Origin of the sequence: Wolbachia endosymbiont (group B) of Lycaena phlaeas, assembly GCF_947251875.1 — a bacterium.
Lineage (GTDB): Bacteria > Pseudomonadota > Alphaproteobacteria > Rickettsiales > Anaplasmataceae > Wolbachia.
The window spans coordinates 215,746-239,720 of record NZ_OX366392.1 but is presented as its reverse complement, the minus strand read 5'-3'; the positions used below and the strand labels follow the sequence as shown (position 1 = coordinate 239,720).

Sequence of the window (23,975 nt, the reverse complement as noted above, 5' to 3'; positions counted from 1 at the left end):
ACCTGCGCTCACTCTCCACCTGATTTTATAGATTCACTAGAGGAAGATCCCGATCCCTTATTATCATCTCCACCTCCTCCAATAGCCCCTCTTGCCTTATTTACAGCCGCAGCAGCAACTTGACCAGCACCTCCAGCAGCAGCTTTGGCAGCAGATAAAGCTTTATTCACCATTTGTGCAGGAGTGCTACCTGAACCAAGTGCTGCTCTGTGATTACCAGCAAGCTCAGCAGCCATGCCGGGAAGAACGTTTAAAAAGTGGTAAAAGAGGAATAATACTAAACACAATTTTAATAATTCTCCGATTAGAGAGCTGCCAAACTCCATGTATCTAAAGTCGAATAGACCAAGTATGCTGCTCTTTTTAAAGCTATAATTTTGCATCATACATGCGAGAGTAGTTTCATTTTTATCACATTCCCCATCTTTCAATTTAAACCACTGTTTTTTCTTACTATATGAGATTTCTGCTTGTTTCTTTTCATATGACTTGTCTGGTTGTTCATTTTTATATGACTCGTCCAGTTTAAAATTTAAATTTTTAAAATAGATTTTATCACATGCTATGAACATAAAAGATAGAAATGCAAAGAGGATAACTGGGTATAAACTGTAGGTAATTAACTCTTTTAGCCAACCATCAAAATATCCTTTAGTATGTTGAAACAAAACCATAGGAATGAATAAAGGCGATAAGATGATAATTACACTAAGCGCAACTAAAGATAAGATAAATACATAGCACATCCATAAAATAACCATCATCATCAAAATGGCCATAAATATACAGACAAGAGCTACTAAAATTTGTCCACCAGCGAAAATAATACCAATCACCGAACCTGCAACTAACAAGACAGGAGCAGCGCCAAGCAAGACCGCTAACGTTGCAACACCTCCAGTACCAATTTTGCCACCAATTCCATCTAAAGGGGCACCTAAATAAAATAAAATTCTGCAATCAAGCCTATCCCAAGGTGCAAGATAACTGTAGGATACCTTCTGCCCTGCACGATCGTATTCATAATCTTTACCTGCCTCATAATTACATATATTTTTACTCTCAGATGAAGCTTTAAGCACTATTTCTGATAAGCCGTTCGAAAGTTTTGTTAATTCCCCGTAATAATGAGACATAGTGCTACCTGTCGTAAAGTAAATCACTAAAGCGAATTTAATGATCAACATGTACATTTCTTGCGGACTACGCACTCCACCAGACATAACTTTTATAGAGAACAATATCAAAGCTAAAATTAAGATAGCAGTAACAGTGTTCTTCAGTCTTTTTTGTGCTACAGACAAAAAACTACCCTTAGCATGTCCATTTTTGTCTGTAAGTAAGTTACCACTTGAATCAATACCTGCCACTAAATTATCTAACGACTCCTTAATACATTGCACTATCATAGAAGTTATAGGAATAGGAGATAATGACTTACTTCCCGCTTGATTGTAGCAAGCTTCAGAGACATACTGGCTAAAACAACTGGCATTATTATAACCTACAAAAATTTTTCCCTCTCCTTTCTTTTCCCTTATAATAGTTTTGTAATCTTTGTCCTTATTTTTAGAATCATTAAGATCTTCCTCATATTTACCTGTACCATCTTTATTTTTGAATATCATCACAGATTTTTCACACATAGGAGCAAGTGGGTCAGGTGGCAATTCTGTGCATCCCATATCAACCCCTTGCGGCCAAGGAGTCATTTTGATACCAAGCATTCTCACACTTGCCAGCTCCACACACAATCTGTCCATTTTTTTTACTGCCTTGAATGTTGACCCATGTATGGTTTCGCTTTGTCCTGCTTTAAGAACTTTACATTCCAGATCACCATCAACTTTTGGAGACCATGACCCACCTTCATATCCAGTGTCCTTCTCTCTAACATCAAAGTCTGCTTTTATTGATGTATCTAACCAAAACAATCTGCTAAATGTTAAAGGATTTCTATGGCATACTTCTATATATTCACTGTATTGCACACCGTTTTTTGGCCAGTAATAACCACCAGTATTTTGGTCAGGTATGGAGTTTAAAATGCCCTTCTCTATTTTTCTACCTACTTCTATTGATCCATTTGCCCCATCAAAACATTTAAAATATTCATCTTCCTTTTGATAATTCTTATTTGTGCAATCTGAATATTTTGAGTATTCTGATTTTGAGAATTCGAAATCTTTATACTTTCCATCATGATCACGTGCAACTGGGTGTTTAACAAAACTATGCTCACAAACAACAAGTCCTCCTATCGCCTTCCAAACCCCAACAATTGCAGCTATCATTCCAACGATAACAAGAGCAGTAAATAAACCAGCAGAAGAGACAATCAAAACAATACCAGTAAATATTGCACCAATAGCAATTGCTATCCCAGCAACTGCTGCAGCTGTTTCAAACGCCTTACAGTCAGGATTAGAAGCACGACTAAAGCTGCCAGTAGAATTAAATCTGCTAACAAATTCCGTTTTGTCAGTACCACTTACTGTATCTGCAAACACTGGATACGAGAGCAAAAAATCTATATTTAACAAAAATATCGCAACTAACAGTAATGACAGTTTAGTTTTAAACATTTTTCACCTTTTGATAAAACACAGGCAACCACATCTTTGGATCATCTCCGACTTCTTTCAGTATATCATATAACAATAGAACACTTTCCGCACGTCCAGATAACACGTTGACCACATCATCCAAATCTTTCAGATCTATTCTAGCTACTACAGCATTAACTCCCTGCTTTACTAAAAAGAATCTAGTACTTGGATCTGTGTGTTTGATCAGTATGTACTCACGTTCAGTTAACATAAAAACATCTCGATAGACACTAGTAGCTTTCAGATTTGGCAAAAAAATTTGTGTTGCTGTCTGCTGTACAAGCGTATCACTAATAGCACTTTTACTTGCATCTTCAACACTCTGAGTAGCAAAAACCACAAAAGCATTTAACTTTCTCAGCACTTTCAACCAGTCTTTTATCTTAGGTGCAAAAACTGGATTATCTATTAACGCCCATGCTTCATCAAGAACAATAATGGATGGAGTGCCATCAAGCGATATACTAATCCTATGAAACAAATAAATCAAGACCGGCCCAAGAGCAACAGGATCTTTTAGCAAGCTAGCCATTTCAAAGCCAAACACTCTTGCTTTTGAAAAATCTAGCAAATCTTCTTTATTGTCAAATATTGCAGAATGAGAGCCATCATCATGCCACATAGATATTGCTCCAGCTAGAGTATCAGGGCCCGCAAGTCCTAAAAATGGTACAAGATTTCTCAAAAATCTGTCTTCTTTTTTTAATTTAAAATTTCCCTCAATTGCATCATTAATTCTAGCAATATCTTCTGAAGTGAATTTATCGTTGTACACTAAAATTAAAGATTTTATCCATTCCATCAAAAATGTTTTATTATCAGGAGTATCGTCAAGTTGCAGAGGATTAAAATTTGTCTTAGTTCTTGGTTCTATTATAGTATAGATACCACCAAGTGCTCTTAAAAAAATTTCTGCACCGCGATCTTTATCAAAAAAGAATATTCTTGGAGAAAATTTCATTGCTTGAGCACATAAAAAATTCATTAAAACAGTTTTGCCAGCACCTGTTGGCCCAATTATCATAGTATGTCCAACATCCCTTATATGAAAGTTGAAGAAAAATGGAGTGCCAGATGTTGTATCAAAAACTGTAACAGCATCTCCCCAGTGGTTATTGAATTTTTTACCAGTAGGATAATTATGTTGAGATGCAAAACCGGCCAAATTAAGACTACTTATTGTACCTTTTCTTACTATATAATCAAAATTACCAGGAATTTGCGCCCAAAATGCTGGTTCTAAATTAACCCTCTCACGAACAGGATAAACACCACAATTAGAAAGCTCCGATTCAACCAATGATAAAGCATTGTCCAATGATTTAGGGCTTTTTTCTATACATAAGATAGTTAAATGGTGTTCACCAAACGCAATTTTACCACTCATTGCATCATCAAGCGCATGAGAAATTTCTGCTATTTGAGAAATAGCTTTATCTGCAGATTGTATCATACGATTTTGCTGTATCTGCATTTTCGCAATTGCCATTTGCCTATTTGTAAATTGAAAAGACTGCGTGATAATAAATTCATAAGGAAGTTGTAAAAAAGAATCAAGCATTCCTGCGGAAGTATTATTTCCATATTCTTTGATACTAACTATTCCAGCATATTTACTTTCATTATGAGTCACAACCTGTATCATCTTATGGCCAAAAAATAACCTATGAACTGGTAAGTATCTTGATATTTCAGTTTTTAGTGGAAAAAGCGTATTTGTAACAAAGCCACAATTTACAACTCTAGACAGAAACTCCATTATTTCACAAAACAGTCCGTTTGGAGTTTCTTTTACTCCAAGGACTTTAGGCGAATAATTCCTAAGGCTTGTTACTATACGATTTGTCGTTTCCTCTAAATCTTCATAGGTATCACGCATATCACTTTCCCAAGCATGTTTTGAAGTTACATGCCCAAATTTTTTCAGTAGATGTGATAAAAATTCTACTCCCTTTGTATCTGCCCTACGAATAATCGTAATGTATAAATCATTAATAAAAGATTGCCTAGTTGCGTGTTTTTCTCTCCATTTTAGATTTACATGGTTAGCAAAAAAATTTGGTAAACTCTGATTTGCAAATTCATCAGAAAAAATATTTTTCTTACGTCTGATGGTATGAAAGTACAAACTAAATGCTGGAGATGAAATGCTTCTTAGCATCTGATTTCTGATATTATTTTGTATCACCAAGTCTTCATCATCGGCCGTTTCAAACGCAAAGCCATTTAATTTTATAAATTTAACTAACCAATTCTGCTTTGTTATCAAGGTTGTACTATTCCAATAGCAAGAATAAGGTATAAATTCGGCAGCGTGAACCTCTCTACTTAGAATAGATTTATTCTTTGATTGAATAGCTCTAAATCTCAACATTGCATAACATCAAGTAATGTCATAAGAATTGGCTCCATGATAAAACCGATTTAAACATTTGGAACATTTTCCCAACTTTACCATAAATAACTCAATAAACAACGGTTCCTTTGCAGAAGCTATATAGCCAAGTCCATGTATACCTGGTAACATCAGGAGAATTACTCTAAGATCATTTGTATTAATGAAAATTAGCATGCAAATTAGAACGTTTAATATTGCAAACATATAACTCACACCAAAGAGCATTGCAGGTCTTGTAAGACCTTTAAATAATTGATTCGTTTGTATGCTGCCAGTAGACATATCTTTAACCTTCTAATAAGAGCTCTAACACTAATACTACATCATTAATTAAAAATCTATTGAAATGAATAGCACTTTAGGTAAGATAATTAATTTAAATTCAATGATTATAAGCTGGCCATTTCAAGAAGCAGAAAAAATACTACAAGAGTTCCCTAATAAAAAAGAGATAATATTTGAGACTGGTTATGGTCCCTCGGGTTTACCACATATTGGTACTTTTGGGGAAGTTTTTCGTACCACAGTTATTGCAAACGCTCTAAAAAAAATAGCTCCTAGTATAAAAACCAAAATCATTGCAGTTTCCGACGATATGGATGGTTTGCGAAAAATACCAGATAATGTACCAAATCAGGAAATGCTAAGAGAGAATCTGAACAAGCCATTAACCATGATACCTGACCCATTTGGCACTCATGAGAGTTATGGTCATCACATGAATTCGTTGTTGTGTAAATTTCTTGATTTGTTTGGATTTGAATACGAATTTAGGAGTGCAACAGAGTGTTATAAATCTGGCGTTTACGATGAAAAACTTTTACTCCTGCTGAAAAATTATGATAAAGTGATGGACGTAATGCTTCCATCATTTCGGGAAGAAAGGCAGCAGACTTACAGTCCATTCTTGCCGATATGCCCAAAAACTTCCCAAGTTTTACAAGTTCCAGTAATTGAAACAAATACAGATAAAGGAACAATCACGTATGAAGACCGAAACGGGGGAAAAATAGAAGTTCCAGTGACAAAAGGAAAATGTAAACTGCAATGGAAACCTGATTGGGGGATGAGGTGGGCTGCATTTGGAGTCAATTATGAAGCTCATGGAAAAGATTTAACACCATCTGCTGTGCTTTCAAGTCAAATATGTAAAATACTTGGAGAAAAGCCACCGCTTCTGTTTTGCTATGAGTTCTTTCTTGATAAAGAAGGAAAGAAGATATCAAAATCAAAAGGAAATGGTATTTCAATTGAGGAGTGGCTAACTTACGCGCCAACAGAGAGTTTAGCGCTATACATCTTTCAGAGTCCTAAAAAAGCTAAACGTTTATATTTTGATGTGATACCAAAATCAACTGATGAATATTTAGAGTTTGCTAAACGTTATAATGAAAGTAAAGAAAAGGATGTAAATAGCCCTGTATGGCACATCCACCAGGGTAAAGTTCCAAACGTAGAAACTTCAGGCATAAATTTTTCTTTACTTTTAAACCTGGCAGCAGCTTGTAATGCTGAAAATAAAGAGATTCTTTGGGGTTTTATATCAACTTATGCACCAAACGTTACACCAGAAAGCAACAAAATGCTAGATAGGCTTTCAGATTTTGCAGTTAGGTATTATTATGACTTTATCAAGCCAATAAAAGCATATAAAACCTCAAACGAAAAAGAGAAAGAAGCGTTGCTAGATTTAAAGAATAACCTACATTCCTTGCCTATTACCGCCACTGCTGAAGAGATTCAATCTCAGGTCTTTTCCATTGGAAAAAAGCACAATTACAGCAACTTACGTGATTGGTTTCAGTTGCTGTATGAAACGCTGCTTGGCCAAAAAACTGGTCCAAGAATGGGATCTTTTATAAAGCTTTATGGGATAGATAATACAATCTCTCTTATAGAAAGTGCTACTGAACGTACACTTTAGAGTTTACCTTCTTTCATTTGAGCCCTCTAGTTTTATTACTTGACAAACCTTCCCACTTTCCTTATTATACTAATAAAGGTATTTATCCTTGTTTTTGGGCTCAACGACAAAATTCAGGTGTTTATTGGCAAATTACATAAAATTATAGCAGCTTTTTTTATTTTTTCTACATTCAGCCAAATCGCGCTTGTTAGCACATTATCAATTTACATTATTAAAACTCGCTATACGGGGATTCTTTTGTCTTTTTTTATTTAGTAAATTTCTTAATATTTGTAGCTAAAGTAATTTTAGAGAGCCAGCGCGTGACCAACCTGGTCAGTTTTCTGAATCCCAGTACTGGAATAACAAGAAAGAGGGCGCTGGGATGACACCATTTGCTGTCTTCAAAATGAATGTTAATACACCTAGGATGTTTAAACCTTAATTCTGTTTTGGTGTTAAGCAAGGTATCTAGATACCTTGCTAAATAAAAAATTGGAAAAAAAGGAAGAAGAGACTTCTTCCTTAAATAGCGCAAAAACTTTTTACATTATTTATAACACCTTTTATTGGTGTCAGTAAGCGTGTCCAGGATTACAATCAGGCTTACTATCGTCCACTGCACTATTCTGACTAAGCTTTGATATTTCTTTTGCAATAGCGTCCTTTAACTCATCACAAGGCTTATACACTTCATACGTAATACCACCAGCAACAAGTCCTGTGAGTACAGCAGCAGCCACAGCTATCCCAGCCATAGCACCTACTGATAATGACACACCAAAAAAATATGCATAAGTAACTACTATAGCAGCTATACAAGATGCAATAATAAATATATGAGCACCCAAGTCTACTGCTTTCCCAATTGCTTTTTTAGTAAATATTTCTGCCAAATTTTTGTTACAACGACTTTTTACTAAAGGATTAGCACCGGCTTCTAATAGAGCTCTTACTATCTTGTGATGACCTTTATCAACAGCTATATACAAAGGAGTTTTTCCAGATCCATCTTGAAAATCAACATTTATACCTTTTACTTCTAATAGAGCTTTTACTACATTTTTTTGATTATATAGACATGCTACATTTAATAATGTTAATCCTTTTTTGTCATAATAATCATAAACACTAAATTTATAATTTATATCAAAACTTTCTTTCCTCCATTCTTCATAAGTAGATGAGTCTCTTTTTTCTATTCGCTCTTTTATTTTTTCAACTATGTTATTACCATTCAAATCATTTTCACGATTTACTGTACTTAATATCTTTTTCAACAATGCTAAACACATATAAAATTCTCCTATAATAATATACTTTAATTATCATATACTTAAGCAATAAAGTCAAGAGTTTAATTAATTATCATAAATATTTAAACAAGAAAAAGGGGCTTTTGTGCGAGCGTTATTAATCTTCAGTTTAATAGGATAAGATTCGTCAACATTTCTGTAAGTACCTGCTATACAGAATAGTTGCCACCAATAAAGCCTAAACTTACTAAATACATTTCTGTAGATTCAGATCTACTTGACTTTGGTTTGAAGTATCTTACTGTTTTAAACATTTTTTTTAGCTCATTGCAGAAATCTTTATCAGACTCTCCTTGAAAAATTTTTACTACAAATTTGCCATCATGATTCAAAAAATGCTTTGCAAAATTGAGCGCTGCTTCGCATAAAAGCATAATTCTGATATGATCTAACGATTTTAAACCGCAAGATTCTGGTGCCATATCAGATAAAATTACATCAAATTTGTGATCCTTGAATTTTTCTCTTAAAATTTCAAGTTCGCTGATAATATCACACTGTATACACTCTACTCCACTAATTGCGTTTATTGGTTTTATGTCAACAGCAATCACACTCGCTCCTTTCTTAGATGCAACTTGTGACCATCCACCAGGAAAAGCGCCAAGATCAATAATTTTTTGCCCTTGTTGGAGTAGTTTAAATTTATCGTCTATTTCTATTAACTTATATGCCGAGCGCGATCTATAACCGTCCTTATTGGTTTTTTGCACATACTGATCATTCAAATGGCGATGTAGCCATCTTGTTGAAGATAACTTTCTACCTCTAGCTGTTTTTACTCTGGTCTTTATACTAATAACCTACTTATTATTGATTATATCTTTGAGCTCTTTTTCAACTACTTCTTTTACCAATGCATGTAGATACTTATTCAGCCACTCTGAAAGCTGAGGTTTTAAAAGAGATACAACTAATTCTTCAACAGTAAGATCCGCTCTTTTTTGTTGTTTATGCCGTAGTTCGCTTTGCATCTTTTCAAGCAATGTTTTAATTTCCTCCATATTTTCTTTTAAAACTAAATGCTCGTTACTTTGTTCTTGATAGCTCACTTTGTTATTACTCATTTGGATATTATCATACAAATTTTTCTCTTCTGAGTTGTAACTATTAAATTGGTTATTCATTTTCTCACTTTGGCAATTATTCTCTTCTTCACTATTTTCTTTTTCTTCGATGTCTTCTGGATACTCCTCTTCAAGGCATAATACGTCATCATCTTCATCTATTATTTCTGCTCTATCACCACTTGGATTTTTACCCGATATAGCTTTTTTTATATCTTCTAGTATATCTTTTACAGATTGATTATCGCTCATACCATTAAATTTAAAGGTTTATACTATTTATCATAAAAAGCAAGTTGTAAACACTAATTACATAATTGCTTTTTGCCTGAATTAGATCGGAACGTGCTTTAAATAGTTCATCTTCAGTATCCAAAAGATCAATTGTGCTCTTTAAATTTAAGTTTACTTCTTGCGCAACTCCTTCCAATGCTAAAGCTGCTGCTTTTTCTGCTTCTTGACTTGCTTTAATAATAGCTTTTGCTGTCAGCACGTTATTCCAAGCATTTATAACTGCTTGTTCTATATTTTTTACTGCTTCGTAATAATCGTAAGTGGATTGTTTTGCATCCATTTTAGCTCTACTAACACCAAAAACATTAACTCCTCTTTTAAAGATCGGAATATCAAGAGTAAAGACAACATTCACATTTTCTAGTAACGTGTCCAATTTTATATTGTCCTTTCCAAAATTTTTACTTGCGCTTAGATTCAAAGAAGGAAGCCACTTGGAAGTTTCAGCGATCACTTCCATTCCGGCTGCTCTTTTTTGATAAACTGCTGCTTTTAGGGACAAGTTATTAGTTTTTGCTAATTGTAAACATTCATTTAATTCTGGTATAGAAGGTAGTTTACCATTAGTCTCGTGAAGATTATCAGCATCTTCACCAATTAAATGATAGTAAGCAATATTAGCGAGCTTTAATTCACCTTCAGCATCAACTCTTTTGGATATAGAAGATGAAAATTTTGCTTTTGCGAATAAAACCTCAGCATTAGTAACTTCTCCAAGAGAAAAGCGTTTTTTCATAGCTGACAAATGTTCTAAAGAAACACGTTCTTTATGTTCTCTCAGTTTTAATATTTCTGCCTTTTGTAAAACATTAACATATGCTTTCACAGCGCTGAGTGCAACTTCTTGCTTTGACTGCTGAAATCTAATTTTTGCTGCTTTAAGAAGATGACTTGATCGGCTAAATGTAGCAAAAGTGCCCCCACCGTCTATTATTCTTTGGCTTAATGTTAGACGCTTTCCAGAGTTTTGTCGATCGTTAATAATATTAAAATTACTATCGAAATTATATTGTAAATTAATGTCAGGTAAAAATCCAGCCAATCCAGAAGATTTCAGCTGTTTTTCAGCACTCTTATATTGGTAAAACTGAGACTTTATTTTTGAGCTGTTTTTGATAGCTTTGCTTATGGCTTCTTCCAAATCGATTGCATAGCAACCTATAGTACCAAAAGCAATTATAAGTATAATAATCAATCGAAACATTTTGCTTTCTAGCATGTTGTTTAAGTTATTAGCATAAATTACTTTAATAATCAATAACTAATGTTGTAACTAATGTTGTTGACACTATCAAGCAACTCAGTGTATCATAATCTACTGTTATGTATTGATATATGAAAACTTTTTTCTTAAAAGAGAAACAAGTCGATAAAAAATGGCTTGTTATAGATGCAGAAGGATTAGTAGTAGGAAGGCTTGCAGCGTTTGTAGCAGCGCTATTGCGTGGAAAGCATAAGCCTGAATACACACCTCATATGGATTGTGGAGATAATGTAATTATTGTTAATGCAGAAAAGGTACATTTTACCGGAAAGAAACTTAAAGATAAAATCTACTATAGGCATACAGGTTATTCTGGTGGTTTAAAGAAAACTACTCCAGATAATATTTTAAATGGTAAATTCCCTGAGCGTGTGATAAAAATGGCAGTAAAAAGAATGCTTGATGATGGTCCTATGGCACGTAGACGGTTTGAAAATTTGTATGTTTATTCTGGTTCAGAACATAAGCATCAAGGACAGCAACCTGAAAAAATAGATTTTGCCTCTTTAAATCGTAAAAATAAGAAATAATGGAGTAAAAAGTGAAAATAAATAATAATGATCAGCCAAAAAAGGCAATGGTTGACTCACTTGGTCGTTCATATGCCACAGGTCGAAGGAAAGAATCTGTAGCAAGAGTATGGATAAAGCCAGGAAGTGGAAAATTTAGTGTTAATAAAAAAGATGATTTAATTTCTTATTTTAAAAGAGAATCAGTGTGTCAAATGATTAAAGCGCCATTCATAGTAACTTCTATGTTAGATAGGTATGATGTGTTTGCAACTGTAAAAGGTGGAGGACTATCTGGCCAAGCAGGTGCCTTAGCTCATGGAATAAGCAGAGCTTTAAGTAGTATAAGTCAAGATCTACACTCTATATTACGTAAGGGTGGATTCCTAACTAGAGATTCACGTGTTGTTGAGCGTAAGAAATATGGTCAACATAAAGCTCGGAAAAAATGTCAGTTTTCTAAGAGATAATTGTTTCATAATGGTATTTTTTTGTAAATATTATACAAGTTCTTACAAGGTTTTATGACATTTTCTCTTTTTATGACGAATTTAGTTGACTATTGGTATTAGCATAATATGCTGTTTATGTAATTTTTCAATATTAAGGTAATTTATGAGTAAAGAAGATATAGTAAACCAACTGAGTCAAGAGTGCTCTAGTCAAGGTATAGATATAACAAAAGCTAGTTTGGGTAAGCTTCATGATATTTTTATGGAAACAATCAAGAACGATCTAAATCGTAAAGGTGAAATACGTTTGCATGGAATAGGGACATTCTCTACTGCTATAAGTAAGGAAAGACAATGCCGTAATCCTCAAAATGGTGAGATTATGACCGTTCCTGAAAAGAAAAGAGTAAGGTTTAAAGCAAGTCAAGCTCTTTCAAGTACTTTAAATACCAAAGAGAAAGTATAAGCTACTTAGATATTGTCATTTTCATCTTTTTAGTTACACTATGTAAGCCATGAAATATAGCCTCGCTGATTAAAGAATGGCCTATATTAAGAGCTGAGATGTGAGGTATTTCTTTTATTCTTTTAGCATGTTTATAATTTATGCCATGCCCTGCGTGGCATTCTACTCCTAGCTTATTAATGTATTCTGCAGAGTTAGTAATAAGTTTTAATTTTTCTTCTGATGGATTATCACAGTAATCCCCTGTGTGAATTTCTATTATGTCAGGCTTTCTTTCTAGCTTCTCAAGATATTTTAGTTGATTAATATTTGGATCGATAAACAGTGAGACTTTTATGTCAAAGCTATGCATTTCCTCTATTATACCAGAAAGTTTACTGTGCATATTCACGATATTCAGGCCACCTTCGGTTGTTAATTCTTCTCTTTTTTCTGGTACTATACAAATCGAATAGGGTTTTACTTCTTTTGCTATTTTGAGCATTTCTTCCGTAGCTGCGATTTCAAGATTTAACTCAGTGCTAATGTTTTGTTTTAGATTGAATACATCCTCATCTCTGATATGCCTTCTGTCTTCTCGTAAGTGTACGGTGATAAAATCTGCTCCAGCATCAATAGCTATTTTTGCTGCTTTTAATGGATCTGGATAAGAAGCTCCACGTGCGTTGCGAAGGGTTGCAACGTGATCAATATTAACGCCCAATTTCACAATTTACCTCAAAAATTATTTATAAATTATACATATTATTAGATCTTATGCATGTCATTGTTTAATGCCATAGCTGAAAGACGGAGCTAGCAGTTATACCAATTCTCATTGTTGGCAAGTCAAATAAGAAACATTCAAAATTGTTTGATTGTGGAAGTGGAAAGAGAAGTAATAAATTTGCATACACTTGCCCTTTTTTACAGTTAATCTAGTTTATAGAACTACTCGTGGTAATCCAAATAAGATTTTTTCTCATAATCAAGTTATAGTAAACGGGGAAAATTTTTCGCATCTAAAAAATTTTAGATTTAGGATTGAAATTAATAAGTGGAGTGATTATGTAATGCATGTATTAGTAAAAGGAGGTACAACATGAGTAATATAGTTCATTTAAATAAAAACAATAATCGTGATAATTTTAGTGTAAGAGGGTTACAAAGAGCCGTTGATGACATATTTGATAGCTTCTTTACAGGATGGAACCCAGAGCTTTCTAAAAGAGGCAGTAGCCTACTACCAGTTTGTGACCTTTATGAAACAAAGGAAAGCTATTGCCTATCATTAGAGTTACCAGGTATTCCTAAAGAAAGCATAGACATTAGTATATCTGGCGATAACTTAATAGTGAAGGGTGAAAAAACATGTGATAATGAATCAAAAGATAAGCAGTTTTACCACAAAGAAAGGTACTATGGTTCTTTCTATAGATCTATTCAACTTCCAACAAATGTAGAGCAAGATAAGGTATCTGCCAACTTTTTAGATGGGGTATTGCATGTAACCATACCTAAATCAGAGAAACACACCAAGAAAATTGATGTAAAGTAACCAGTAAGTAATAGCAGGCTTCTGACCTTGAGGCTTGCTATTTTAATATCTGTTCAGCAGAGTGGCAAAATAAGGTAAATGAGAAAAGACAACTAAATGAATGTCATGAAAGTAGCTGATGCTGGCTCCCTTATGAAGGTGTCATCTTAGCACCCAGACACTGATTTTTTAATTGAAAATGTTGTCTTGTTTGTGATAAATTTTGCTCGATGCCAGTGTCGAGCACTGGCATGACATTATAGAAGCTGGAATTACAGTACTTGAATGACAATATTTGCTGTGTAATTTACCTTAAAAAATGAATATTCCTACAACTACGTGTAAGCTACTTTCATGACACTCATTTAGTTGTCTTTTTTGCCACTTTACTGAACAGATATGTAAAATATTAACTTAGCAATACAAAAAATTATCTATAGATTAGACACACCATTAGATCTTATGCATAGTCATTTTTTAATTCCATAGCTGAGACGGAGCCTGCTCCCCTTATCATGAAACTGAAGTCTATATGGTACCACAGTATAATGATATAATAAAATATGAAAAAAATACCAATAAAAAAAAGGCAAAAAAAGCCCGTATTAACTTTAACAATTTAAAATGATTTAATGTGAAAACCATAGGCGCCAATTGTTTTTTTAACTTAAAAATAAAAGTCAAGTATCAGGAATTCTAGACATAAACCCTCCTATATGAATAAAGAGCTAGCAAAAATAAACTTATATATTTTTTGCTGAAATTTGATTATTTGGTGAAAAAACCTGCAGGTGAAGATAGATTTTGGATCCTAAAAAATCTTCATTCTCCACTATAATGAAGCTACTAGAGTCTGTCAAGCAATTTTTTATTTAAATTGCTTGCAATCTTTTTATACACTCATCTTTACCAAGAATTACCATGATATCGATGATTCCAGGCGCATCCATTATTCCAGTTATTGGAGCGCGTAATGAGTGGTATATATCGCTCATTTTTATATTATGTAATTTTGAAAATTCCTTAATCTGAGAAGATAAAAAATTCTTATTCCAATCTTCACTACCTACACTCGAAAGAAATGATGCAAGTAACTTAATTACATTGAGGTTAGATTTGACAATTTGCTGAGCTTCTTCACTAAAATCAACTTGAATATAAAATTTTGCTAAGTCCAATAATTCGGTCAAATAGTTTGCTCTTTTTTTCAGCTCTGTCAGTCCCTGCAGTAAATAGCTCTTTTTTTTGTCAGTTAGAGTATTTTCTCTAAGCATTAGAGTCAGAATATCTTCATTGCTCATATTACTAATATAGTGGTTATTCAAATGCTCCAGTTTTTTGAAATCGAGCCGTGCAGGTGAGCGACCGATGCTTTCTAAATTAAACCACTCTATTGCTTGCTCATCGCTAATAATCTCATCGTTGCCATGACTCCAGCCAAGTCTTAGCAAGTAATTACGCATTGCCTGTGGCAATATTCCCATCTTTTCATAATCGCAAACACTTGTTGCACCATGCCTTTTAGATAACTTATTCCCGTCTTCTCCATGAATAAGCGGTACGTGTGCAAAGCGTGGGACATCAAAATCAAGAGCTTGGTATATTAGTAATTGCTTGAAGGTATTAGTGAGATGATCAGAGCCACGTATAATATCGGTTATTCCAGCATCATGGTCATCAACCACTACAGCAAAAATATATGTTGGAGTATTGTCAGAGCGCAAGATTACTATGTCATCAAGCTGATCGCTACTTATTGTAACTTGGCCGTATATTTTATCGTCAACAACAATATCTTCTGAGTCTGGCACTTTGAAGCGAACAACAGGCTCTGCATTTGATGTTGAATGAGTACACTTATGCTTATATATTTTTCCTTCTTCCCTTGCTCTTATTTTCTTCTCCGCAACTTCATTCTCGGGGCAGTAACAATGATACGCCCTACCCTTTTCAACTAAAAGATTTGCAACTTCAATATGTCTATCTATTCTTTTTGATTGATATACTATTTCTCCATCATAGCTTATTCCAAGCCATTTTAACCCATCTATTATTGCATCAATTGCTTCCTGTGTTGAACGTTTTCTGTCGGTATCCTCAATCCTTAGTAAAAACTGGCCACCATGACGCTGCGCATAGAGCCAATTAAACAAAGCTGTGCGAGCTCCTCCAATATGTAAAAATCCTGTTGGTGATGGAGCGAATCTAGTGACTATACCTGGCATATTTGTCTATTGTGATAACGTAACCGATGATAACTAAAATTTGTACTTGCAACAACGTGGAACTATAGTAAATTTGAAAGATCAATTTACATTTATTTTTAACAAACTGCATTGTATAATTTAATATTAGTGAATGCAGTGAGGTGTATATATGGATAATTTATTTGAAATTGCAAGAAAAGGGGATGTGGATAAATTTGTCGATTCTTGCAAGGAAAGAGTTGCTTGTGTAGCTAAGCATAGAATTGATGAAAATGGAAACCCATTTCATATAGCAGCAAGTAAAGGGTTTCTATTATCTGCGTTACAGAAGATCATAAAGGATTTAGAAGAAAGTACCAGGGTTGAGGTTGAAAAAGCAAAAGACTGGGAAGAAGTAAAAAGATTAGAAAAGGAACTTAAGAATAATAAGAAATATATTAAGGAAGCACTCCTCGATAAAAGCTATATTAAGGATAATAAGGCAGTATCACCTCTTTACTTCTTGGATCCTTCAGAGCAGAAGGAAGTTAAGCAAATTGCAGATATAAAATGTGGCTTTATATGTAATAAGAAGTTTCATATATGCTTATATATAGTAGGAGCTATAGTGTGTGCTACCGCTATGTGTGTATCTTTGTATCTTCTATTTTCGGTTTCTCAGTCTCTTGCGTTGGCTTCAATAGCGACAATAGCTTCTGGAGGGTCTTCATATCTATTATTTAAGGCATGTAACTAGGTATATGGCCTCTATAACGAAAGTACTATAGTGACAGATCCTAATGTTATGCAACTTTTAGAGGGTGGTTTAGCCCCAGTGTGAAGTATTTGCAGGTAGTAATATAGAAATTTACTTTCTTAACTTAAGAAAGTATACTTATAAGATGATAAGAAAGAAGTATAGTAAGATTTTAGTAGCGAACAGAGGGGAGATTGCCTGCAGAATAATCAAAACTGCGCACAAGATGGGCATATCTTGTGTGTCTGTGTACTCAGATGCAGATGCAAATTCTGTGCATGTAAAGCAAGCAGATGAGTCAAGGCACATTGGCCCTTCGCCTGCTTATCTTAGTTACTTAAATATCGAAAAAATATGCGAAGTAGCAGTTGAAACAGGTGCCGAGGCGGTTCATCCTGGCTATGGGTTTTTAGCAGAAAATCCAGATTTTCCCCGTGCTCTGGAAAAACATAACATAGATTTCATTGGTCCAAGTGCAGAAACAATAGAAGTTACAGCCAATAAAATAACGGCAAAAGAAGAGGCAAGAAAAGCTGGAGTAAATGTAGTGCCAGGATATATGGGTAAGATCGAAGATGCTGCCCACGCAGCCATCGTTGCTGAAGAGATTGGTTTTCCCGTTATGCTCAAAGCTGCATCAGGTGGTGGTGGCAAAGGAATGCGAATTGTATATTCCAAAAAAGAAATTGAACTAGCATTTACATCAGCAACAAATGAAGCAGAGAAAAGTTTTAAAGATGGCAGTATTTTTATAGAGAAATATATAGAGCTGCCAAGACACATTGAAATACAAATCATAGCAGATAAATACGGCAATATAGTGTGTCTTGGGGAGAGAGAGTGCTCGGTACAGAGGAATAACCAGAAAATAATAGAAGAAACACCAAGCCCATTTATTAGTGAAGAAGTAAGACAAAAAATGTATGCTCAATGTGTTTCTTTGGCAAAGCAAGTTGATTATTTTTCAGCAGGTACTGTCGAGTTTGTTGTAGATAAGAACCAAAACTTCTATTTTCTTGAGGTAAATACGAGATTACAAGTTGAGCATCCAGTAACAGAATTTGTCACTGGAATAGATATAGTGGAAGAGATGATCAGAATTTCTTGCGGAGAAAAATTAAGATTTGGTCAGAATGATATTAAACTTATTGGCTCTGCAATAGAAAGCAGAATTTGCGCTGAAGATCCATCAAAGAGATTTTTTCCTTCCAGCGGAAGAATCAAATATTACGACAAACCAGATGATGTAAGAATAGATGATGGAGTAGCTAGCGGTTCAGAAATCAGCATGTTCTACGACTCAATGATTGCAAAAATTATAACCTATGGAAAAGATAGAATAGAAGCAATCAGCAGAATGCAAAAAGCATTGTCTGAATGTTATATAGAAGGAGTAACAAATAATATAGAATTTCTAGAATCCATTTTCCATCATCCAAACTTTATTGCAGCAAAACTCCACACAAGATTCATTCCAGACCATTATCCTAGTGGGTTTCAAGGCGATTTTATCACAGAGGAATATATTAAAATATTTATTTTTGCTGCACTGTATGTTCACTTAGAAAATGAGGGAAAGTATTACAGTAAGTCAACAGACGAAGCATTCATAGTGAAAATAGATGACAATGAGTACTCCGTAAATGCAAAGTATCAAGATAACACATTAACAACAGTATATAACCACAATAAATACTCCGTGGTGGGTAAATGGAAATCAAGTTACAGATTACTATATATCACAATTAATGATGATACCAATATAGCACTTAAAATAGAAAGACAAGGTAGCAAATACTTTATAAGACACGCAGGTATGAAAGCTAAATGTTGTGTATTGAAACCTCATGTAGCTGAACTAAGCAAATTAATGCTAAACAACAAAACAGAAGGGATTTCAGTAGACGCTGTAAAATCTCCAATATCCGGTTTATTGGTTAAATTACACGTCAATGCTGGAGATCAGGTAGAGGTAGGACAACCTCTCTTTGTTGTGGAGGCAATGAAAATGGAAAATATAATATGTGCTGAATCAGAAATGGTGATAAAAAATATCCCTGTTAAAGAAGGAAAAAATATACATGCTGGTGATTTGGTATTAGATCTGATTTCTTAAATAACGCAAGCAGTATAAACCTGATCCAAATAAGATAAATGAAAACATTTGATGGGCTATAGCAATAGCCATTGGTATATGCAGCAACAAAGTGACTATTCCTAGAATTACCTGAATGATGACGGAGAATAGCATAACATATAATGGTTTTATACTGGCATTTTTTATTGTGAGTATTGCTGTCAGAACTAATATCAGCAATGCCAATGCCCGGTGTATGAATTGCACTGTTACTCTATTTTCAAAGATATTTAGCCAAGCAGGCTGTAAGTAAAATAAATCTTCCGGAACAATTTGTCCATCCATTAGTGGAAAGGTATTATAAATTAAACCAGCATTTAGCCCTGCAACAAATGCACCGAAGATTATTTGTACTGTCACTAGGATTAAAATTATCCATATGTAACATGTAATGTTGCTATTAATTTTAATTATCTGTTTTGGTTTGATTTGGTAATCAAAAAATTGATATGACAATAATGCAAAGATAACCAACGCAAGCAGTAAGTGAAGTGCGAGCTTATAGTGACTAACATGAGGATTAGATACCAAACCGCTTTTAACCATATACCAACCGGCAAAAGCTTGTAAAATTCCAAATAATAGTGCTGTAGATAACCTTATTACTGCATTTTTAGGTATTCTTTTTTTTAGTGTAAAGTATATAAATGGTAAGATAAAAACTAAACCTGTCAGCCTTGCAATTAACCTGTGCACATATTCTATTAAGTATATGGTGCGAAACTCTTCCATACTCATACCATAATTAAATGCTTTATATTCAGGTGTAGCTTCATATTTTGATTTTTCTTTTAGCCAGTCTTGTTCACTCAGCGGTGGCAATGTTCCGGTAATTGGTTTCCATTCCGTGATTGACAATCCTGCTTTTGAAAGTCTGGTAAATCCACCAATTCCCACCATGCAAATCACCATGAGAGAGCAGAGAAAAAGCCAAATAGCTACAGGTTTTGCTTCCATAATCCATGCTGAGTTTTATTCCATTGCTGAGGGTGAATAACAAATTCCCACAAAGCGAGAAAAGCTGCAACGCTATGTAGTAGACTATAGACGGGAAAAAATATTGATACTATATAAAAATAAAAAGGCATTTTTTGTTGTCTGATAGCTATTATCAAAAAAATCAAGTTAATACCGTATACTATTATAAAATAATATAAGAATAATTCATTCAAAATTTGAGTCAGCACCAATGAAAGTAACAAAAAAGGAGTCGTGAAAAATATAAAAGCTGAGGAACCAACAAAAAGGTTTAATAGCAAAACTCCCTTAAGCCCAGTGTGCTTAAAAAGTAATTTTATATTTTTTAAATGAACGATATAAGTTTGCATATAACCTTTAATCCAGCGTGCTCTTTGTTTGATCCAAGCAAACACAGTAGTTGGTGATTCTTCCAATGTTTCTGAATCAATAATCCTGGTTTTATATCCCATTTGCGCAAGTCTCAAACCAAGGTCAGCGTCTTCAGTGACATTGTAAGCATCCCAAAAAAGCACTTTCTTTAAAATTTCCACTGAAAAATGGTTACTGCTACCACCCAAAGGTATTGGCATGTTCATTTTTTGAAATCCAGGCAAAAAATATTGAAACCAGTTCATATACTCAAGAGAAAAGAATTTTGTAAGAAAATTGCAACCAAAGTTATAGTAATTTAATTTCGCCTGTACACAAGCCAACTTTTCGTCGCCCTTATTAAATTCAATTAGTGCTTTTTTTAACTGCAACGGATCTGGCTTGTCATCTGCATCATATATTACCACATACTTTCCTCTAGCAAAGCTCATAGCATAATTGCATGACTTAGCTTTTGTTCTAGGCAGAGAATGAGGCACTTTTATTACTTCAAAATACTGTGGTAAAGTGCATTTTTCTATAGCTGCCAACATTTCTTGATCATCGCTCTCTATCACAAGCTTTACATCTAATTTTGATTTTGGATAATCCAAACTTTCAATGCTCTTAATCAATTGCTTTATAACCGCATTCTCTTTAAAAGCAGGCAATAAAATAGTATATATAGGTTCATTCATCTTATCATAATCTGCTTTTTGGTTAGAAATTTTACGCAAGCCAAAAATTTTAGTTACAAATTTGAATAAAGAACTAGAACATCCGATTATAAATATCAACACCAAAGCAAAATATGCATATTTTTTTGTCAGTGTTAAAGTCGAAATCATAACAAAGAAAGAGGAAAAAAAGATTGAACTCAGCCTAATGCTTTTAGCTGAAAAATTAGGATTCTTATAATATAGGTAGTTACTTGCGAATTCTGAAATACCAAAGTGTGAGTTAAGAAGATTTAAAATCTGTTTGCTATCTACTTTTATCAATACATATTCAATACCGTAATGAGATTCGACCCAAAGGTTGATATCTTGGCTTATGTCTTCAACCATAAAAAAAGTAGTATCATTTAATTTTTGCCAAGGAATTATATTAAACCTATAGTAGAAAAGTTTCTCTTGTTCTTTGCATAAACTAGAATCAAATTTAATTTTTTCTACATTATCAGTTTGAAGTACAGGCATTAAACTTAATGCAACTTTTTGCTCAAGTCACGTGAAAACGAAGATATAACCTCACTACTACGCTTATCATCTTTACGTTCATGCATTATTTTTTTTACAGCATCAGCAGCTATACTCGCTGTGTTAGCTTGTAAATCCCCAAGAGCTTTTTCAACTTGGTCAGTAACTTTCTTCAAATTAGAATGGGCATTTTCATCTAACGTTTGATCGAGTTGCTGTCTATTATGCTTAATAATACTATTAGCCTTATCAAGTGCTTCATTCATCATTTTGTTAACTTCTGCATCTAATTTTTTGTATTTTTCAGAAGATTTTTTGTAATACTCCAATATATCTTTTCTGAATTTTTCAGTTTCTTCACTTGAAAACTTGCTTTTGTTACGTTTATTGTTAAGCGCGTTTTTTATTACCTTCCTTAGCAATTTATATGAGAGGATAAAACCTACTAAAAAAGCAAGGCTTATAACTAGTAATGTAGACATAAAAACCCTAAAATTCTTTTGACACCAAGTCAGCAACAAATTCCTCTTCAATCTCAGAATTAGTTAACTTAGTATAGTAAATCAAAGCAATACTAGTAGCCATTTGTTTTAATTCACTAATATACTTAGATTTAAATTGTACTACCTTTTCTTCAACAAGTTTAATCATCTTCTTGTCTTCCTCTTCCAATATATCCTTAACATTCGCTCTCATTTCTTCTACTTGAGCAAATGCATCATCTATGATTTTTTTCGCCCGTACTCTAGCTTGATTTAAAGCTGCATTATACTTGGCAATTTGCTCTTCTGTAAGTCTTAAAAGGTGAATAGAACTATTAAATGAATCTAACACTTCTTTACTTCTAGTGCTTATTATTTCATCTAACTTCGGTAAAAACAAACAACTGACTACAAAAAAAAGTGAAGAGAAAAAAATTAAAAACCAAAAAATTTGAGAAGAGAAAGTTGAAACATCAAGCTGTGGCATCTGTTAAGCAGCAAATATTAATAACATTGCAAGTACAAACGCAAGCAACCCCATGATTTCAACCATGGCAGCACCAATATAAACGTAACTTTTCATTTTACCTTCTGACTCAGGATTTCTCGCAATCCCATTTAACATAGCAGAGAAGATATTAGCTATACCTAAACCAGCACCGAGCATTCCAAATACAGCCAAACCAATTGCTATAAATTTTAAAGCCACTAAATCCATATATTACCTTTAACTATTTCTTTATAATATAATTGTAAAATATTCTGCAAGGAAGTCAATTACTTTACTGCATCTGACAAATATACACATGTTAATATAGTAAATATATAAGCTTGCAAAACTGCAACAAATACTTCAAATCCTATTAGTGCAATTATAAACAAAAAAGGTGCAGGTGTAAAAAATATGTTCATATTTATGACGAATCCTGCTATCACTTTGATGATTGTATGACCCGCAATCATATTTGCTGCAAGCCTTATTGATAAACTAATCGGTCTTACTAAATAAGCAAATAATTTAATAATGATGATTATAGGTGCAAGCCACGAAGGAGTTCCTTTTGGTAGCAATATGCGTAAAAATTCTACTCCTCTTTCTTTAAACCCAACAATCGTTATATAAGTAAAAACCACCATTGATAAAGCGAAGGTAACTATCACATGACTTGTAACTGTGAAACTATAAGGAAGAACACCAACTAAATTACACGATAAAATGAAAATAAATACTGTAAATATCAAAGGAATGTGCTCCAAACCTTTGCTTCCAGTGTTACTTTCTATTATTGAAACAACAAAATCATATACATATTCAACTGCAGCTTGCAAATATCCTGGTATTACTGCACCTTTTCTTATTCCAAGGAGCAAAAACAGTACCATTAATATCACCGAGATCATCATAAAAAGAGATGAGTTGGTAAAGTTTATGTCATACCCAAATAATTTTGGTAGTTCTATTATTGTATATACTTTAAATTGTTCTAGCGGATTTAACGCCATTTTGACCCTGTATACTTAAACTGCAGCAGTAAATAAAGTATAAATTTTATAGAATAAAGTCAAGAATTAATATAAGGAGCTCTGTATTATTATAGCATTAATATATTAACAAAATATACAATTAAAATGCAAATTATAGTCAGCTACCAATCTTATTCTAAATTCTTGACTTAACATCTTATTTTAACTATAATTTAATTTTAATATGAGGCAATTATGAACGAAATAGATTTTACTAATCCACCTTTAAATTTAGAACAGGAATGTGGTAACGGGTACATCAAGTTTACAGATTATTCTTCTAACTCAGACACTGGTCTTTTCCACATGGCAGGTGAAATGCTAAATGAAAGCCATGATGTTATAGGAAATTTCACTGGTGATGCTTACATTTATAATTTCCATATAGATGATCACAATATGAACATTCAACTCTGCATGGAAATGGACTGCAAAGGTGATATAAAGAAAATTCTTTCTTTGTAGAAAAAGTAGGCTTCTCCTTCGTTTTTTACAATTAGAGAAGCTACTCACTACAACAAGCTTTAAAATCATTATATTTTACATTACAATAACTTTTTTATT

The 23,975-nt window shown here is 33.6% G+C and carries 23 protein-coding genes; 8 read left to right on the top strand and 15 right to left on the bottom strand.

Going from position 1 to position 23,975, the window contains the following annotated elements; all coding sequences use genetic code 11:
• Positions 1-8 precede the first annotated feature (8 nt).
• From OPR37_RS01100 to OPR37_RS01090, 3 genes are read right to left on the bottom strand one after another with little or no spacing between them, the layout of a single operon-like run.
• Entirely contained in the window at positions 9-2,585 is a 2,577-nt protein-coding gene (locus tag OPR37_RS01100; protein WP_264684946.1) for a TrbL/VirB6 family protein, read from the bottom strand.
• Complete coding sequence (locus tag OPR37_RS01095) at positions 2,578-4,983, bottom strand: VirB4 family type IV secretion/conjugal transfer ATPase (protein WP_007302030.1); 2,406 nt, start codon at positions 4,981-4,983, stop codon at positions 2,578-2,580. Before OPR37_RS01095 ends, OPR37_RS01100 begins: the two co-directional genes overlap by 8 nt.
• 9 nt (positions 4,984-4,992) lie before the next feature.
• Positions 4,993-5,289, bottom strand: coding sequence for a type IV secretion system protein VirB3 (locus OPR37_RS01090; RefSeq protein ID WP_006015054.1), 297 nt, complete (start codon positions 5,287-5,289; stop codon positions 4,993-4,995).
• Between the two features lie 64 nt (positions 5,290-5,353).
• Between OPR37_RS01090 and OPR37_RS01085 the strand changes: the two genes are divergently transcribed.
• Positions 5,354-6,931 carry a lysine--tRNA ligase gene (locus OPR37_RS01085; RefSeq protein WP_264684945.1) on the top strand — a complete coding sequence of 526 codons (1,578 nt, stop codon included), beginning with the start codon at positions 5,354-5,356 and terminating at the stop codon, positions 6,929-6,931.
• A 557-nt stretch (positions 6,932-7,488) separates the two neighbouring features.
• Here OPR37_RS01085 and OPR37_RS01080 read toward each other — a convergent pair.
• The 4 genes from OPR37_RS01080 to OPR37_RS01065 form a co-directional block, all read right to left on the bottom strand.
• A complete protein-coding gene (locus OPR37_RS01080) occupies positions 7,489-8,208 on the bottom strand; it encodes an ankyrin repeat domain-containing protein (RefSeq protein ID WP_264684944.1) in 720 nt (239 codons plus the stop codon).
• A 170-nt stretch (positions 8,209-8,378) separates the two neighbouring features.
• Complete coding sequence (locus OPR37_RS01075; protein ID WP_007302033.1) at positions 8,379-8,957, bottom strand: RlmE family RNA methyltransferase; 579 nt, start codon at positions 8,955-8,957, stop codon at positions 8,379-8,381.
• A 75-nt stretch (positions 8,958-9,032) separates the two neighbouring features.
• Positions 9,033-9,548 carry a PopZ family protein gene (locus OPR37_RS01070; protein ID WP_007302034.1) on the bottom strand — a complete coding sequence of 172 codons (516 nt, stop codon included), beginning with the start codon at positions 9,546-9,548 and terminating at the stop codon, positions 9,033-9,035.
• Between the two features lie 10 nt (positions 9,549-9,558).
• Positions 9,559-10,809, bottom strand: coding sequence for a TolC family protein (locus tag OPR37_RS01065; protein ID WP_019236672.1), 1,251 nt, complete (start codon positions 10,807-10,809; stop codon positions 9,559-9,561).
• 116 nt (positions 10,810-10,925) lie between these two features.
• Here OPR37_RS01065 and rplM point away from each other — a divergent pair, with 116 nt between their 5' ends.
• From rplM to OPR37_RS01050, 3 genes are all read left to right on the top strand, one after another.
• Positions 10,926-11,384, top strand: coding sequence for a 50S ribosomal protein L13 (gene rplM, locus OPR37_RS01060; RefSeq protein WP_006014941.1), 459 nt, complete (start codon positions 10,926-10,928; stop codon positions 11,382-11,384).
• 47 nt (positions 11,385-11,431) lie between these two features.
• Positions 11,432-11,833 carry a 30S ribosomal protein S9 gene (rpsI, locus tag OPR37_RS01055; protein ID WP_406848667.1) on the top strand — a complete coding sequence of 134 codons (402 nt, stop codon included), beginning with the start codon at positions 11,432-11,434 and terminating at the stop codon, positions 11,831-11,833.
• 145 nt (positions 11,834-11,978) lie between these two features.
• Positions 11,979-12,281, top strand: coding sequence for an HU family DNA-binding protein (locus tag OPR37_RS01050; protein WP_019236673.1), 303 nt, complete (start codon positions 11,979-11,981; stop codon positions 12,279-12,281).
• 1 nt (position 12,282) lies between these two features.
• Here the strand turns inward: OPR37_RS01050 and OPR37_RS01045 are convergent, their stop codons facing one another.
• The gene (locus OPR37_RS01045; protein ID WP_019236674.1) at positions 12,283-12,990 is read right to left on the bottom strand and encodes a pyridoxine 5'-phosphate synthase; all 708 of its coding nucleotides are present in this window, start codon (positions 12,988-12,990) and stop codon (positions 12,283-12,285) included.
• A gap of 372 nt (positions 12,991-13,362) precedes the next feature.
• Between OPR37_RS01045 and OPR37_RS01040 the strand changes: the two genes are divergently transcribed.
• Positions 13,363-13,818: an Hsp20/alpha crystallin family protein gene (locus OPR37_RS01040; protein ID WP_019236675.1), complete on the top strand. Its 456-nt coding sequence runs from the start codon at positions 13,363-13,365 to the stop codon at positions 13,816-13,818.
• A gap of 851 nt (positions 13,819-14,669) precedes the next feature.
• Here OPR37_RS01040 and gltX read toward each other — a convergent pair.
• Positions 14,670-16,022, bottom strand: coding sequence for a glutamate--tRNA ligase (gltX, locus tag OPR37_RS01035; protein WP_213863981.1), 1,353 nt, complete (start codon positions 16,020-16,022; stop codon positions 14,670-14,672).
• Between the two features lie 151 nt (positions 16,023-16,173).
• Between gltX and OPR37_RS01030 the strand changes: the two genes are divergently transcribed.
• On the top strand, positions 16,174-16,740 hold the full coding sequence (locus OPR37_RS01030) for an ankyrin repeat domain-containing protein (RefSeq protein ID WP_265016859.1): 567 nt from the start codon (positions 16,174-16,176) through the stop codon (positions 16,738-16,740).
• A 145-nt stretch (positions 16,741-16,885) separates the two neighbouring features.
• Positions 16,886-18,856 (top strand): acetyl-CoA carboxylase biotin carboxylase subunit, encoded by a 1,971-nt coding sequence (locus tag OPR37_RS01025; RefSeq protein ID WP_012481866.1) that lies wholly within the window; start codon positions 16,886-16,888, stop codon positions 18,854-18,856.
• Here OPR37_RS01025 and OPR37_RS01020 read toward each other — a convergent pair.
• Genes OPR37_RS01020 through OPR37_RS00995 form a run of 6 tightly spaced genes read right to left on the bottom strand, consistent with a single transcriptional unit; the run spans position 18,839 to position 23,390 of the window.
• Entirely contained in the window at positions 18,839-19,834 is a 996-nt protein-coding gene (locus OPR37_RS01020) for a COX15/CtaA family protein (protein ID WP_012481867.1), read from the bottom strand. The two genes, OPR37_RS01025 and OPR37_RS01020, sit on opposite strands and share 18 nt — an antisense overlap.
• Positions 19,816-21,405, bottom strand: a complete 1,590-nt coding sequence (locus OPR37_RS01015; protein WP_052264898.1) for a glycosyltransferase family 2 protein — start codon at positions 21,403-21,405, stop codon at positions 19,816-19,818. The genes OPR37_RS01020 and OPR37_RS01015 overlap by 19 nt, the downstream gene beginning before the upstream one ends.
• Before the next feature lie 5 nt (positions 21,406-21,410).
• Positions 21,411-21,887 (bottom strand): F0F1 ATP synthase subunit B family protein, encoded by a 477-nt coding sequence (locus OPR37_RS01010; RefSeq protein WP_019236676.1) that lies wholly within the window; start codon positions 21,885-21,887, stop codon positions 21,411-21,413.
• Between the two features lie 7 nt (positions 21,888-21,894).
• The gene (locus OPR37_RS01005; RefSeq protein ID WP_007302046.1) at positions 21,895-22,374 is read right to left on the bottom strand and encodes a F0F1 ATP synthase subunit B family protein; all 480 of its coding nucleotides are present in this window, start codon (positions 22,372-22,374) and stop codon (positions 21,895-21,897) included.
• Positions 22,375-22,377: 3 nt separating this feature from the next.
• On the bottom strand, positions 22,378-22,605 hold the full coding sequence (locus OPR37_RS01000) for a F0F1 ATP synthase subunit C (protein ID WP_006014985.1): 228 nt from the start codon (positions 22,603-22,605) through the stop codon (positions 22,378-22,380).
• 59 nt (positions 22,606-22,664) lie between these two features.
• Positions 22,665-23,390 carry a F0F1 ATP synthase subunit A gene (locus OPR37_RS00995; protein ID WP_007302047.1) on the bottom strand — a complete coding sequence of 242 codons (726 nt, stop codon included), beginning with the start codon at positions 23,388-23,390 and terminating at the stop codon, positions 22,665-22,667.
• 216 nt (positions 23,391-23,606) lie between these two features.
• On the opposite strand from OPR37_RS00995, the gene OPR37_RS00990 reads away from it, so the two are divergent.
• On the top strand, positions 23,607-23,876 hold the full coding sequence (locus tag OPR37_RS00990) for a hypothetical protein (RefSeq protein WP_010402566.1): 270 nt from the start codon (positions 23,607-23,609) through the stop codon (positions 23,874-23,876).
• The last annotated feature ends 99 nt before the right edge of the window (positions 23,877-23,975 follow it).